Annotated in this window: 9 protein-coding genes and 1 pseudogene; 5 read left to right on the forward strand and 5 right to left on the reverse strand. The window is 60.7% G+C overall.

Features of this window, described 5'->3' with window-relative positions; all coding sequences use genetic code 11:
* Positions 1-327: 327 nt before the first annotated feature.
* Both AC1Q8Q_RS31370 and AC1Q8Q_RS31375 read right to left on the reverse strand, forming a co-directional pair.
* Positions 328-927, reverse strand: coding sequence for an FMN-dependent NADH-azoreductase (locus AC1Q8Q_RS31370; RefSeq protein ID WP_033044030.1), 600 nt, complete (start codon positions 925-927; stop codon positions 328-330).
* A 150-nt stretch (positions 928-1,077) separates the two neighbouring features.
* Complete coding sequence (locus tag AC1Q8Q_RS31375) at positions 1,078-1,392, reverse strand: hypothetical protein (protein WP_020801290.1); 315 nt, start codon at positions 1,390-1,392, stop codon at positions 1,078-1,080.
* 50 nt (positions 1,393-1,442) lie between these two features.
* Here AC1Q8Q_RS31375 and AC1Q8Q_RS31380 point away from each other — a divergent pair, with 50 nt between their 5' ends.
* The 4 genes and pseudogenes from AC1Q8Q_RS31380 to AC1Q8Q_RS31395 all read left to right on the forward strand — a co-directional run bounded on the left by AC1Q8Q_RS31380 (position 1,443) and on the right by AC1Q8Q_RS31395 (position 5,672).
* Positions 1,443-2,366, forward strand: a complete 924-nt coding sequence (locus tag AC1Q8Q_RS31380) for a PA3225 family LysR-type transcriptional regulator (protein WP_020801289.1) — start codon at positions 1,443-1,445, stop codon at positions 2,364-2,366.
* A gap of 14 nt (positions 2,367-2,380) precedes the next feature.
* Positions 2,381-3,186: pseudogene (locus tag AC1Q8Q_RS31385) on the forward strand (alpha/beta fold hydrolase).
* Positions 3,187-3,189: 3 nt separating this feature from the next.
* Entirely contained in the window at positions 3,190-3,747 is a 558-nt protein-coding gene (locus AC1Q8Q_RS31390) for a peptidylprolyl isomerase A (protein ID WP_020801287.1), read from the forward strand.
* Positions 3,748-3,839: 92 nt separating this feature from the next.
* Entirely contained in the window at positions 3,840-5,672 is a 1,833-nt protein-coding gene (locus tag AC1Q8Q_RS31395; protein WP_492615941.1) for an ABC transporter ATP-binding protein, read from the forward strand.
* 122 nt (positions 5,673-5,794) lie between these two features.
* Here the strand turns inward: AC1Q8Q_RS31395 and AC1Q8Q_RS31400 are convergent, their stop codons facing one another.
* A complete protein-coding gene (locus AC1Q8Q_RS31400; protein ID WP_168757408.1) occupies positions 5,795-6,919 on the reverse strand; it encodes a GNAT family N-acetyltransferase in 1,125 nt (374 codons plus the stop codon).
* Between the two features lie 282 nt (positions 6,920-7,201).
* Between AC1Q8Q_RS31400 and AC1Q8Q_RS31405 the strand changes: the two genes are divergently transcribed.
* Entirely contained in the window at positions 7,202-8,521 is a 1,320-nt protein-coding gene (locus tag AC1Q8Q_RS31405; RefSeq protein ID WP_151140929.1) for a putative porin, read from the forward strand.
* Between the two features lie 235 nt (positions 8,522-8,756).
* On the opposite strand, the gene AC1Q8Q_RS31410 is transcribed toward AC1Q8Q_RS31405, so the two are convergent.
* Positions 8,757-9,878 (reverse strand): beta-ketoacyl-ACP synthase III, encoded by a 1,122-nt coding sequence (locus tag AC1Q8Q_RS31410; RefSeq protein WP_168757407.1) that lies wholly within the window; start codon positions 9,876-9,878, stop codon positions 8,757-8,759.
* A gap of 359 nt (positions 9,879-10,237) precedes the next feature.
* The gene (gene hrpA, locus AC1Q8Q_RS31415; RefSeq protein WP_168757406.1) at positions 10,238-14,149 is read right to left on the reverse strand and encodes an ATP-dependent RNA helicase HrpA; all 3,912 of its coding nucleotides are present in this window, start codon (positions 14,147-14,149) and stop codon (positions 10,238-10,240) included.
* Between the last annotated feature and the right edge of the window lie 234 nt (positions 14,150-14,383).

The following is a 14,383-nucleotide window of genomic DNA, read 5'->3' on the forward strand; positions in this document are numbered from 1 at the left end:
AATTTCACACAGGGCTTCCTGTGACACCCCGCATCACCGTTGCGCACGGCTCAATTAATGCGTCGTCAGCGGAACGCAGAGCGTCCCTGGCGGCATTCCCACGCAGAGCGTGGGAACGATCAATGGCCAGCAGGCTCGCTCCCACAGTGGTTATGGGTCCGTTCACAAAACCCTGGGCAAAAAAAAAGCCCGATCTCGCTAAAGCGTTCAATCGGGCTAGAGCACTCAGGAGCAACAAGTGCAAAGGGAGGTTCGATGCGCGTGCAGGCTTGAAGGGTTACGCGCCAGGTCACTAGACCATCCAGTGATTATCTGGCGATTAACGACTCAGGCCACCTGGGAAAGCTTGGCGTTCGCCTGGTTCAGGCCTTTCTCCTGGAAGTCGCCGCCCAGGTTCATGCCTTCGGCGTGGATGAACGTCACGTCGTGGATGCCGATGAAGCCCATGACCTGGCGCAGGTAGGGTTCCTGGTGATCCGCGGTGCTGCCGGCGTAGATCCCGCCACGCGCCGTCAGTACATAAGCGCGCTTGCCACTGAGCAAACCCTGCGGTCCGGTTTCGGTGTACTTGAAGGTGACGCCGGCACGCAGCACATGGTCAAGCCAGGCCTTGAGGGTGCTCGGGATGGCGAAGTTGTACATCGGCGCGGCCATTACCAGCACGTCGGCGGCGAGCAACTCGTCAGTCAGCTGGTTGGAGCGCTCCAGGGAAAGTTGTTCGATGTCGCTGCGTTGCTCGGCGGGCTTCATCCAGCCGCCCAACAAGTTGATGTCCAGATGCGGCACCGGATTGACAGCCAGGTCGCGAACGGTGATCTGGTCGCCGGGGTGCGCTGCTTGCCACTGGCTGATGAAGGTCTGGGTCAGTTGACGGGAAACCGAGTCTTGCTGACGGGCACTGCTTTCGATGATCAGAACGCGGGACATGGTTTGTAGGCTCCATCTGAGAATGCTGTAAGTCGATGGAGTGAAGGTTAAACAGAGTCATATCGATGAAAAAGCGCAAATAACTGCTATAACCAATCGATAATTTCGTTTATAAGCGGAGCATCGGCAATTCGCGTGCTCCGCTGGAGGTCATTTCGGCTTGCAGGTCATGGTGATGTACAGCTTGATGATCTTGCGGTTGAACTTGGCTGAAAGATCCGCGCTCTTACCCGCGTCCAGGTTGACCCTGCGAGTCTTTGGCGATTCAGGACCGTTGCGAAACACCACCGAGCATTCGGCAGCGGTGTCGCCGTAGTTGTTCACGGTGATCGAGCCCATGTCGTAATCGGAGGCATAGGTGGTGTAGTCGATCTTCAGTCCATTGAGCTCTTTTTGTACGTCGATCGGATAAGCAAACGCAGTCATTGGCAGCATCGCCAGCAACAAAGAACAGATTTTTTTCATTCAGCAGTCTCCAATAAGAACTGCGCAGCTTAGGACAACAGGAGCCCATCATGAAAGCGCCCCGCGTGACCCTTGATCAATGGCGAACGCTTCAAGCCGTGGTCGACCACGGCGGTTTCGCCCAGGCCGCCGAAGCGCTGCACCGCTCGCAATCGTCGGTCAGCTACACCGTGGCGCGCATGCAAGACCAGCTCGGCGTGCCGTTGTTGCGCATCGACGGGCGCAAAGCGGTACTCACCGAGGCTGGCGGCGTGTTGCTGCGCCGCTCCCGGCAACTGGTGAAACAGGCCAGTCAGCTCGAAGACCTGGCCCATCACATGGAGCAAGGCTGGGAAGCTGAAGTGCGCCTGGTGGTCGATGCCGCCTACCCGAGCGCCCGCCTGGTCCGCGCGCTGACCGCGTTCATGCCGCAAAGCCGCGGCTGTCGCGTGCGTCTGCGCGAAGAGGTGCTGTCGGGTGTGGAGGAGGTCCTGCTCGAAGGCGTGGCCGACCTGGCCATCAGCAGTTTCAGCATTCCCGGTTACCTGGGCGCGGAATTGAGCGACGTCGAGTTCGTCGCGGTCGCGCATCCGGAACATCCCCTGCACCGCCTCAACCGCGAACTGAATTTCCAGGACCTGGAAAGCCAGCTGCAAGTGGTCATCCGCGACTCCGGGCGCCAGCAACCACGGGACGTCGGCTGGCTCGGTGCCGAACAACGCTGGACCGTCGGCAGCCTGGCCACCGCCGCCACTTTTGTCGGCAGCGGCCTGGGGTTCGCCTGGTTGCCAAGGCACATGATCGAACGCGAACTCAAGGAAGGTACGCTCAAGGTGCTACCGTTGGACCAGGGCGGCAGCCGCAACCCGAGCTTTTACCTGTATTCGAACAAGGAAAAACCGCTCGGCCCGGCGACGCAGATTCTTGTCGAGCTGCTGCGCACATTCGACACTGCACCCCTGGACGCACCGTTCGCCGCCCCAGAACAAGCCTGACACGGAGGTAATGCATGGCCTATTTCGAACACGAAGGTTGCAACCTGCACTACGAGGAATATGGCCACGGCACGCCGTTGCTGCTGGTCCACGGCCTGGGTTCCAGTACCCTCGACTGGGAAGAACAGATCCCGGCGCTCGCCGCCCGCTACCGGGTGATCGTCCCGGATGTGCGCGGTCACGGGCGCTCCGACAAACCCCGCGAGCGCTACAGCATCGCCGGGTTCAGCGCCGACCTGGTGGCGCTGATCGAGCACCTGAACCTGGAGCCCGTTCATTACGTAGGATTGTCGATGGGGGGCATGATCGGCTTTCAGCTGGGCGTGGACCAGCCGCAATTGCTCAAGAGCCTGTGCATCGTCAATAGCGCACCCGAGGTCAAGTTGCGCACCCGCGACGATTATTGGCAGTGGTTCAAGCGCTGGAGCCTGATGCGCGTACTCAGCCTCCACAGCATCGGCAAAGCCCTGGGTGGCAAACTGTTCCCCAAGCCAGGACAGGCTGATTTGCGACAAAAGATGGCCGAGCGCTGGGCAAAAAACGACAAACATGCTTATCTCGCCAGCTTCGATGCCATTGTTGGCTGGGGGGTGCAGGAACGACTTTCGAGGATTTCCTGTCCAACCCTCATCGTCAGCGCCGACCGCGACTACACGCCGGTCGCGCTGAAGGAAAACTACGTCAGGCTGCTGCCGAATGCGCGGCTGGCCGTGATCGCCGATTCGCGTCACGCTACCCCGCTGGACCAGCCCGAACGCTTCAACCAGACGCTGCTCGAATTTCTCACCGCAGTCGACACTTCCACACTCAGGATCACTGACCCATGCTGAAAAAAATCGCCCTCGCCGCTGGCTCCGTACTGTTTGCCGCCAACCTGATGGCGGCAACGCCTGCCAAGGCGCCGCACGTTCTTCTGGAAACCACCAACGGCCAGATCGAAATCGAACTGGACCCGGTCAAGGCCCCGATCAGTACCAAGAACTTCCTTGAGTACGTGGACAGCGGCTTCTACAACAACACGATCTTCCACCGCGTGATCCCGGGTTTCATGGTCCAGGGCGGCGGCTTCACCCAGCAAATGCAGCAAAAGGAAACCAAGGCGCCGATCAAGAACGAGCACAAGAACGGCCTGGTCAACGTTCGTGGCACCTTGTCCATGGCACGTACTTCGGTCCCTGACTCGGCGACCAGCCAGTTCTTCATCAACGTCAAGGACAACGATTTCCTCGACCAGGGTGATGGCTACGCGGTGTTCGGCAAAGTGGTCAAAGGTATGGACGTGGTGGACATCATCGTCAATTCGCCCACTACCGTGCGCAATGGCATGAAGGATGTGCCCGCCGACCCGGTGTTCATCAAGTCGGCCAAGCGCATCGACTAAGACTAAGCTGGACAAGGATGTCCGGGCCGTTGCCGGTGTTGCCGGCAACGCTCAAACCGTTGAAGGAGAGCCCGTTCGCGGGTGAATAACCGATGCTTTATCGCCGTTTCGAAAAACTGATCGACGTCTTCCGCGATGCCCCGACAGCCGCACCGCCGGATCGGGTCCTGCCTTTCTATACTTACTACCTCAAGCAGGTCTGGCCCAGTTTTGCCGCCCTGCTTATCGTCGGCCTGATCGGTGCACTGATCGAAGTAGCGCTGTTCAGCTACCTGAGCCGCATCATCGACCTGGCCCAGGGCACGCCCAACGCGGATTTTTTCAAGCGACACAGCCTCGAACTGACCTGGATGGTGGTGGTAGCACTGGTTTTGCGCCCGGTATTCGTCGGCCTGCATGACCTGCTGGTGCACCAGACCCTCAGCCCCAGCATGACCAGCCTGATCCGCTGGCAGAACCACAGCTACGTGCTCAAGCAGAGCCTGAATTTTTTCCAGAACGACTTCGCCGGGCGCATCGCCCAGCGCATCATGCAAACCGGCAACTCCCTGCGCGATTCCGCGGTGCAGGCGGTGGATGCGCTGTGGCATGTGCTGATCTACGCCATCAGCTCGCTGGTGCTGTTCGCCGAAGCCGACTGGCGCCTGATGATCCCGCTGCTGACCTGGATCATCGCCTTCATCAGCGCGCTCTACTACTTCGTACCACGGGTCAAGGATCGCTCGGTGGTGGCCTCCGATGCGCGCTCCAAACTCATGGGGCGGATCGTCGACGGCTACACCAACATCACCACCCTGAAGCTGTTTGCCCACACCAACTTCGAGCAACAGTACGCCCGCGAAGCGATCAAGGAGCAAACCGAAAAAGCCCAACTGGCCGGCCGTGTCGTGACCAGCATGGACGTGGTCATCACCAGCATGAACGGCCTGTTGATCGTCAGCACCACCGGCCTGGCCCTGTGGCTGTGGACGCAGTCGCTGATCACCGTGGGCGCCATTGCACTCGCGACCGGGCTGGTGATCCGCATCGTCAACATGTCCGGCTGGATCATGTGGGTGGTTACCGGCATCTTCGAAAACATCGGCATGGTCCAGGATGGCTTGCAGAGCATTTCGCAGCCGGTCAGCGTGACTGACCGCGACCAGGCCAAACCCCTTGCGGTCGCCCGTGGCGAAGTACGTTTCGAAAATGTGGATTTCCACTACGGCAAGCAGAGCGGGATCATCGGCGGGCTCAACCTGACGATCAAACCCGGGGAGAAGATTGGCCTGATCGGTCCGTCCGGTGCGGGCAAGTCGACCCTGGTCAATCTGCTGCTGCGCCTGTATGACGTGGAAGGCGGGCGCATTCTCATCGACGGCCAGAACATCGCCGACGTCAGCCAGGAAAGCCTGCGCGAACGCATCGGCATGATTACCCAGGACACCTCCCTGCTGCATCGCTCGATCCGCGATAATTTGTTGTATGGCAAACCCGACGCCACCGATGCCGAACTCTGGGAAGCGGTGCACAAGGCCCGGGCCGACGGGTTCATCCCGCTGTTGTCCGACGCTGAAGGCCGCAGCGGTTTCGATGCCCATGTCGGGGAACGCGGGGTGAAGCTTTCCGGCGGCCAGCGCCAGCGCATTGCCATCGCCCGCGTCCTGCTCAAGGACGCGCCGATCCTGATCATGGACGAGGCTACCTCGGCCCTGGATTCGGAGGTCGAGGCGGCCATCCAGGAAAGCCTGGAAACCCTGATGCAGGGCAAGACCGTGATCGCCATCGCCCACCGACTCTCGACCATCGCCCGAATGGACCGGCTGGTAGTGCTGGAGAATGGCCGGATTGCCGAAACCGGCACTCACGCTGAACTACTGGCCCACGGCGGTTTGTATGCGCGGTTGTGGCAGCACCAGACGGGTGGGTTCGTCGGGATCGACTGAACCGCTCCGAAACCTTTGTGGGAGCGAGCCCGCTCGCGAAGACGGAGTGTCAGACAACACGTTTGTCGGCTGATAGACCGCCTTCGCGAGCAGGCTCGCTCCCACAGGAAACGGTGCGATGTTCAGGCTTGACGATAGGGTAACGCCGTCCTCGCGTCCTCGGCGTAGGCCAGTACGCCTAGGCGCTCCTGGCGCAGGAAATCCTTGACCGCAGCTTTCAATCCGGGATGGCGCAGGTAGTGCCAGGAATGGGTGATCACCGGTTCAAAGCCGCGAATCAACTTGTGTTCGCCCTGGGCGCCGGCATCGAAACGCTGGTAGCCGTTGGCAATCGCGTAGTCCATACCCTGGTAGAAACAGGTCTCGAAATGCAGGCGGTCGAACTCCGCCAGGCAGCCCCAGTAACGACCATAGAAACTGTCGCCACCGACCAGGCTGAAGGCCATCGCCACCGGGCGTGAGCCTTGTTTGGCCAAAACGACTCGTATCGCCTGCGGCATGCGCTCGGCCAGCAGGCTGAAAAATTCCCGCGTCAGGTAAGGTCGTTGCCGGCGAACCGCGTAAGTGTTGGCGTAGCAGGCATAGACAAAATCCCACTGTGCCTCGGTCAGTTGCCGACCTTCGAGCCATTCGAATTCGATCCCCTGCCCGGCCACTTGCTCGCGTTCCTTGCGCATCTGCTTGCGTTTGCGCGAACTCAGGGCGTCGAGAAAATCCTGAAAGTCCCGATAGCCGCGGTTCTGCCAGTGGTACTGACAGCCGATGCGTTGCAGCCAGCCAGATTGTTCGGCCAGTGCGGCGTCGGTGAACGGGTCGGTGAAGTTGATATGGGCACTGGAGAGCTGTTCGATCTCCAGGTAGCCCGGCAGGCTCTTGAGCAATTCGAAACCATCTTCACCCCTGGCCGCCAGCAAGCGCGGGCCGCTGACCGGGCTGAACGGCACGGCGGTCAAAAGCTTGGGGTAGTAATCGATGCCGGCGCGTTCGCAGGCATCGGCCCAGGCGTGGTCGAACACGTACTCGCCGTAGGAATGCCATTTGCGGTAGCTGGGCAACGCAGCGATCAGTCGTTCACCTTCAACGTGCAGCAAATGTTCGGGTTGCCAGCCGGAATGGGGTCCCACACTACCACTGTCTTCCAACGCGCCGAGAAACCCGTGCCGCAGAAATGGCTGGTTCTCGGGTACCAGCGCATCCCAGGTTTTCGGGTCGATTTCCGACAGGTTTTGCAGGCGTTGCAACGGCATCACCGTCCTCACTCTTCATGGCGTGAAAGCTTGGCGAGTATCGCCTATCGCTGTGCATTGCACACGGGCAATTCGACGACAGCGCTCTGGATCAATCGTTTGCAACGACTGGGCACCGTCACAGACATGCCATCACTCTGCCACTGCACTGTCATAAACCATCGCGATACTGGCGCCTGTTTTTAGAGCGCCGGGTTATATCCGGCCACTGTTTTCCGTCCACCCCATGGTCGGTTGTGCCCAGGATGGTCCAGCCATCCACTCTCATCTTCGGAGATTGATATGCGTCTTGCTTCCACGAAAACTGCGGCGGCCTTGTGTGGCGGCCTGTTGCTGGCCATTAGTGTTCCTGCCAGCGCTGCAGTCGACGCCAAACTGCTCGACATGCTCAAGGCTAACGGCTCGATTACCAACGCCCAGTACAGCGAACTGCAAGCCGAGCTGGCACGGGACCAGAAAGACCAGCAAATCGCTCGTCAGGCCCAGCAAGAGACCAACGAGCAGATCGCGGCAACCGCGAAGAAAACCAATGAGCTGAGCACCTTCGACCAGAAACTGGCGTGGGCGGCCAAGACCCAATTCAAGGGCGACGTGCGTTTCCGACAGGAAAACGTCCACAACGATGGCGTTTCCAACAACAAGGACCAGGATCGCCAGCGCATAAGGGCCCGCCTGGGCGCGTTCAGCGAAATCAACCCGCAAGTCGACACCGGCATCCGTATTGCCACCGGCAGCAGCGACGACGCTCGCTCCACCAACCAGGACCTGAACAACTACTTCGACAAGAAGCAGATCTGGCTGGACCTGGGTTATGTCGACTACCACCCCGACGCCATCAAGAACCTGCACGTGATCGGCGGCAAGATGCTGCAGCCGTGGGTGAGCATGGGCGACATCATCTGGGATAGCGACATCAACCCGGAAGGCCTGGCCCTGACTTACAAATACCCGCTGGGCAATACCGAACTGTTCGGCAGCGCCGGTCACTACACTCTCAAGGACAACGTCGACGGCGAAGGGGTGCAGTTCAAGCACGACCTGCGCCTGTACGCTGGTCAATTGGGTGCGCGTTTCGCCATCACCGACAACCTGAAAATGACCGTGGGCGGCAGCCTCTACAACTACGACAACGACGAAGACAGCGCCTGCACCGCCAGCACCTCGCCATGCGCGCTGGCCGTCAACGGTAACACCCCGGGCGAGCAGTTCCGCCTGTGGGAAGGGTTCAGCCAGATCGACATCGGCGGCCTGCCAATGCCGCTGTCGCTGTACGGCCAGTACGTCCACAACGCCGAAGCCAGCAACGACAAGGACACCGGTTGGCTGGCCGGCGTCAAGACCAAGGTCTACGGCTTTGGCCTGGACTACAACTACCGCGACGTGCAGCAAAACGCGGTGGTGGGTGCCTTCACCGACTCTGACTTTGCCAACGGCTTCACCGGTTCGCGCGGCAGCAAGCTGAAAGTCAGCTACGAGCTCGACAAGAACTTCACCCTCGGTGCGACGTATTTCATGGCGAACTCCGACTACACCAACGCCAGCGTCAACCTGAAGGACTCCGACATCAACACCCTGCAACTGGATGCCGAAGCGAAGTTCTGATTTCCCGCTACACGACTCCGGCACGGATGCCTGAGCCACTCTTGCAGCCTGGCGTTGATCTATCGGTCCCCATCATCCTCCGATAGGTCAACGCCGGGCTGTTTCTATTGGCGTAAAAAAAGATCGCAGCCTGCGGCAGCTCCTACGCGAACGGGTTCAACGCAATATCGCGATTGAACATCGATCCATGTAGGAGCTGCCGCAGGCTGCGATCTTTTCAGCTACGGCGAAAAACTCAGCGTTTGCGCAGCAACACGCTACCGATCGAGTAACCAGCGCCGAACGAGCTGAGCACCGCCAGCGAGCCCGCGGCCAGATCATCCTGGTGCTTGTGGAATGCAATCACCGAACCTGCCGAACTGGTATTGGCATAGGTATCGAGAATCACCGGCGCTTCCTGCTCGGTGGCTTCACGGCCCAGCAGCTTCCTGACGATCAGGTGATTCATGCTGAGGTTGGCCTGGTGCAGCCAGAAGCGCTTCACGTCATTGACGTTGAGCTGATTCTCTTCCAGGTGCGCAGCGATCAGCTCGGCGACCATCGGGCAGACTTCCTTGAACACCTTGCGGCCTTCCTGCACGAACAGTTTGTCCTTGGCACCGATGCCCTCTTCCGCGGCGCGGTTGAGGAAGCCGAAGTTATTGCGGATGTTGTTGGAGAACTTGGTCAGCAGCTTGGTGCTGACAATGTCGAACTGGTGACTGGAGGTGGCGAGGTCAGCGCGCTCGATGATCACCGCGGTAGCGGCATCGCCGAAGATGAAGTGGCTGTCGCGATCGCGGAAGTTCAGGTGGCCAGTGCAAACTTCCGGGTTGACCATCAGGATCGCCCGGGCCTGGCCCAGCTGGACGCTATTGGCCGCGGCCTGGATGCCGAAGGTGGCCGAGGAGCAGGCCACGTTCATGTCGAAACCAAAACCCTGGATGCCCAGCGCTTCCTGGACTTCGATGGCGATGGCCGGGTAGGCGCGTTGCAGGTTGGAGCAGGCGACGATCACGCCGTCGATGTCCGCGGCGGTTTTGCCGGCACGTTGCAGGGCTTGTTCAGCTGCGCCGATGGCCATCTGGCAAAGCACCGACCATTCGTCGTTGGAACGCTCCGACAAGCGTGGCGCCATGCGCTGGGGGTCGAGAATGCCTTCCTTGTCCATGACAAAACGGCTTTTGATGCCGGAGGCTTTCTCGATGAACGCTGCGCTGGATTCGGTCAACGCCTCGACTTCGCCGCGGGCGATGGCCTCGGCGTTGTCGGTGTTGAATTGAGCGACATAAGCATTGAAAGACTGCACCAGCTCTTCGTTGGAGATGCTGTTGGCCGGGGTGTACAGGCCGGTGCCGCTGATGACGACGTTATGCATGGTCGTGTCTCTAATCTGTTCAGGCAGAAAGTATTGGCACAGTCGTACCAATACGCAAAGGGTCTATTTCCGTCCCGGGGACGCAAACCTGGCATCGCTTGATCCGTCGCGCGAGCTGGCCGAAGGCTCTAGCCCGTGAAACTGGCGCTTATGGTCGCGAAGTTTGCCATAAACCTTGGATTTTCGCCCCTTTTGCAAATACGGCGGTACGACGCGATACCTGTAGGAGCGAGCATGCTCCGGGCGGCGTTCCGACGATGGACTTGAGGACGCCGCGGGGTATCAGGCACCCAGCGTCATCGTTGACGTCCATCGCGAAGGTGCGACGATTCGACATGCTCGCTCCTACAGAGGCCATGTCAGGGCTCGACCTGGCTCCATTGCTTGTTCAGGCGCTTGTCCGAGATCGGTACTTTGGTCCCCAGTTGCTGGGCGAATAGCGAAACCCGATATTCCTCCAGCCACCAGCGATACAGCTCCAGCTGTGGATCGCGCTTGCCTTCCTGGGCGTGTTTGTTGGCGCGGGTCTGGTATTGCGTCCAGAGGCCGGACAACTCGCCGCTCCAGACCCGATCCCGTTGCACCTGGGCGCCGATTTTTTCGAAACGCTGTTCGATGGCCTTGAGGTAGCGTGGCAGTTCCTTGAGCCACTGCATCGGCGTTTCCCGGACAAATCCCGGATACACCAGGTGGCTGAGCTGCTGCTTGATGTCGTTCAGGGCCACGGCTTGCGCCAGGTCGATCTTGCCCTTGAAGCGCTTTTGCAGGCCGTGCCAGTGCTTGAGGATTTCCAGAGTCAGTTTCGCCACGCGTTCGGCATGTTCGGTCCAGGTACCGCGCTTGCGTTCGGCCAACGACGCCAACCCGGCACCGTCGCGTGGCAGCGGGTCTTCACCGTCGAGGATGCAGCTGTCGAGGCTGGCCAACAGTATGTCTTCGACCAGTGCATCAACACGGCCCATGTCGCGATACAGCAGCCCCAGTTCGGTCAGGCCCGGCAACTTGCCGCGCAGGAACTTCGCCGGTTCCGCCAGTTGTTGCAGCAGCAAGCGCTGCAGGGCGCGGCGATGTTGGAACTCGGCTTCGGCCGGAGTCGAGAACCGTCCTTCCTTGACCGTCCCCGCCTCTTCCACCAGCGCCGGATAGACCGTCATCGACAGGCCGGCGATCTTCTGCTGGGTTTTCTCGGCGACGGCGGCGAACACTTTCGGTTCGACCGGCTGCTGGCTTTTCGCGGTTTGCGGTACCGCCAGGGCAGCCTGGCTGGCTTCGGCGAAACGCGCCGTCAGTTCGGCCAGGTCGCGTCCTTCGCCGAGAAACTTGCCCTGGGCGTCGACGATTTCCAGGTTCATCCGCAGATGGCTTTCGACCTGTTGTGCCGCCTCGCTCCAGGCTTCATCGCTGACCCGGGCGCCGGTCATGCGCAACAACTCGCGACCCAAGGCTTGTGGCAACGAGCCTTCAGCGAAGGTCATGCGCTGCAACGCGGCTTTGACGAAATCCGGCACCGGCACGAAATTCTTGCGCAAGGCCTTGGGCAAGTTACGCACCAGCGCAATGCACTTGGCTTCGATCACGCCCGGCACCAGCCACTCCAGGCGCTCCGGCGGCAGCATCGGCAACAGCGGTGCCGGTACCCGCAGGGTCACGCCATCACGCGGGTGGTTCGGTTCGAAGTGGTAGCTCAGGGCCAGTTCCAGGTCGCCGATGTGCAGCGTGTCCGGATAATGCTGGGCAGTGACTTCACTGGCTTCGCGGGCCAGCACGTCTTCCTCGCGCATGATCAGCAGTTGCGGGTCTTTCTGGCTGTTGATCCGATACCAGCTGTCGAAGGTCGCGGTCTGGTGGATTTCTGCCGGCAGGCGCGCATCGTAGAAGGCGTAGAGGGTTTCTTCGTCAGCCAGGATGTCGCGGCGACGGGCCTTGGCTTCCAGCTCGTCGAGTTGTTCGAGCAATTGCTTGTTAGCGGTCAGGCATTTGGCTTTCGACTGAATCTCGCCGCGCACCAACGCTTCACGGATGAACAGTTCACGGGACACCACGGGATCAACCGGACCGTAATGCACCGGCCGGCGGCCGACCACGATCAGCCCGAACAGGGTGATCTGCTCGAAGGCCACGACCTGGCCACGCTTCTTCTCCCAATGGGGTTCGAAGTGGTTTTTCTTGATCAGGTGCCCGGCCAGCGGCTCGATCCAGTCGGCATCGATCTTGGCCACCATGCGTGCATACAGCTTGGTGGTTTCCACCAGTTCGGCGGTCATCAGCCATTGCGGACGCTTCTTGCCGATACCTGACGAGGGGTGAATCCAGAATCGTCGCTGACGCGCGCCGAGGTAATCGCCGTCTTCGGTTTTCTGGCCGATCTGGCTCAGCAACCCCACCAGCACCGCCTTGTGCAGTTTTGGATAGTCCGCCGGCTCTTTATTGAGGCTCAACTGCATGTCGCGGCAGATCAGGCTCAATTGGCGATGGGAGTCGCGCCATTCACGCAGACGCAGGTAATTCAGGAAATTCTTGCGACACCAGTTGCGCAGCGGGCTCGCCGTCAGCGCCTGGCGCTGCTCTTCGAAACCGCGCCACAGGTTGACCAGCCCGGCGAAGTCCGAGTCGGTATCTTTCCATTGCGCATGGGCCTGATCCGCCGCTTGCTGGCGTTCCGGCGGACGTTCGCGCGGGTCCTGGATCGACATGGCACTGGCGACGATCAGCACTTCCTGCAGGCTGCCGAGCTTCGCCGCTTCGAGCAGCATGCGGCCCATGCGCGGGTCCACCGGCAGCCGCGCCAATTGGCGACCAAGGGGGGTCAACTGGCTGTTGCGGTCTACTGCCGAGAGTTCTTGCAGCAGGTTGAAACCGTCGCTGATCGCCTTGCCATCTGGCGGTTCGATAAACGGGAACGCGGTGATTTCGCCGAGGCGCAGGTGCAGCATCTGCAAAATAACCGCGGCCAGGTTGGTGCGCAGGATTTCCGGATCGGTAAATTCCGGACGCCCGAGGAAATCCTCTTCGCTGTACAGGCGCACACAGATGCCCGGCTCGACCCGTCCGCATCGGCCCTTACGCTGGTTGGCGCTGGCCTGGGAAATGGCTTCGATCGGCAGGCGCTGGACCTTGGCGCGGTAGCTGTAGCGACTGATGCGCGCAGTGCCGCTGTCGATCACGTATCGGATGCCCGGCACGGTCAGCGAGGTTTCCGCGACGTTGGTCGCCAGCACCACGCGACGGCCCGGGTGCGACTGGAAAATCCGCTGCTGCTCGGCCGGCGACAGGCGCGCGTACAACGGCAGGATCTCGGTGTGTTTGAGCTGGGCCTTGCGCAGCATGTCGGCGGCGTCGCGAATCTCGCGCTCGCCGGGCAGGAACACGAGCACGTCACCGGGGCTGCGGCGTTCGCTGCGCTCATAGGCGGCAATTTCATCGAGGGTGGCGAGGATCGCCTGATCCACCGTCAGGTCGTCTTCGACGCGGTTGCCCTCCTCGTCCTGTTCCAGGGTCAGCGGGCGATACCAGGTGTCCACCGGGAAGGTGCGACCGGAGACCTCGACAATCGGCGCATCGTCGAAATGCTTGGAGAAGCGCTCCAGGTCGATGGTCGCCGACGTGATGATGACTTTCAGGTCCGGACGACGCGGCAGCAGGGTTTTCAGGTAACCGAGCAGGAAGTCGATGTTGAGGCTGCGTTCGTGGGCTTCGTCGACGATGATGGTGTCGTAGCGTTCCAGATAACGGTCGTTCTGGGTTTCCGCCAGCAGGATGCCGTCGGTCATCAGCTTGATCAACGTATTGGAATCGCTCTGGTCTTCGAACCGCACCTGATAGCCGACCAGGGCACCCAACGGCGTGCCGAGTTCTTCGGCCACACGGGCGGCCACGCTGCGCGCGGCGATCCGACGCGGTTGGGTGTGGCCGATCAGGCCATGTTGGCCGCGCCCGATTTCCAGGCAGATCTTCGGCAGCTGGGTGGTTTTACCCGACCCGGTTTCGCCGGCAATGATCAGCACCTGATGCTGTTGCAGGGCCTTCTTGATTTCGTCGCGCTTGGCGGCGATCGGCAGGCTGTCGTCGTAACGAATCACCGGCAGGCTGGCACGGCGGGCCAGCACCTGGTCACAGGACGCCTGCATCCGCGCTACCCACTGGGCCAGTTTGGCCTCGTCGGGTTTCTTGCGCAGCTCAAGCAACTGCCGCCGCAGCCGGTGGCGGTCGGCGAGCATGGCGTGATCGAGGTTTTTCAGCAGTTTGTCGATGGAGGGCGATTCGTCGGTCATCAGGTACGCAATTCAGTCGTCTAGTGGCGCAGGGGGCGGATTGTCGCAGATTTGGGCTTCCGTGTGATCGCTGGTTCCCTGATCGTTCCCACGCTCTGCGTGGGAATGCATCAAGTGACGCTCCGCGTCACAGGGACGCGGAGCGTCCTGGGCGGCATTCCCACGCAGAGCGTCACTAGTGTCCGGTAAAAACCGAAGGGGGAGCTTGCTCCCCCTTGCTGTTGGCGGCCGTCA

The sequence above is a fragment of the Pseudomonas sp. GW823-FHT06B06 genome, from assembly GCF_058795195.1.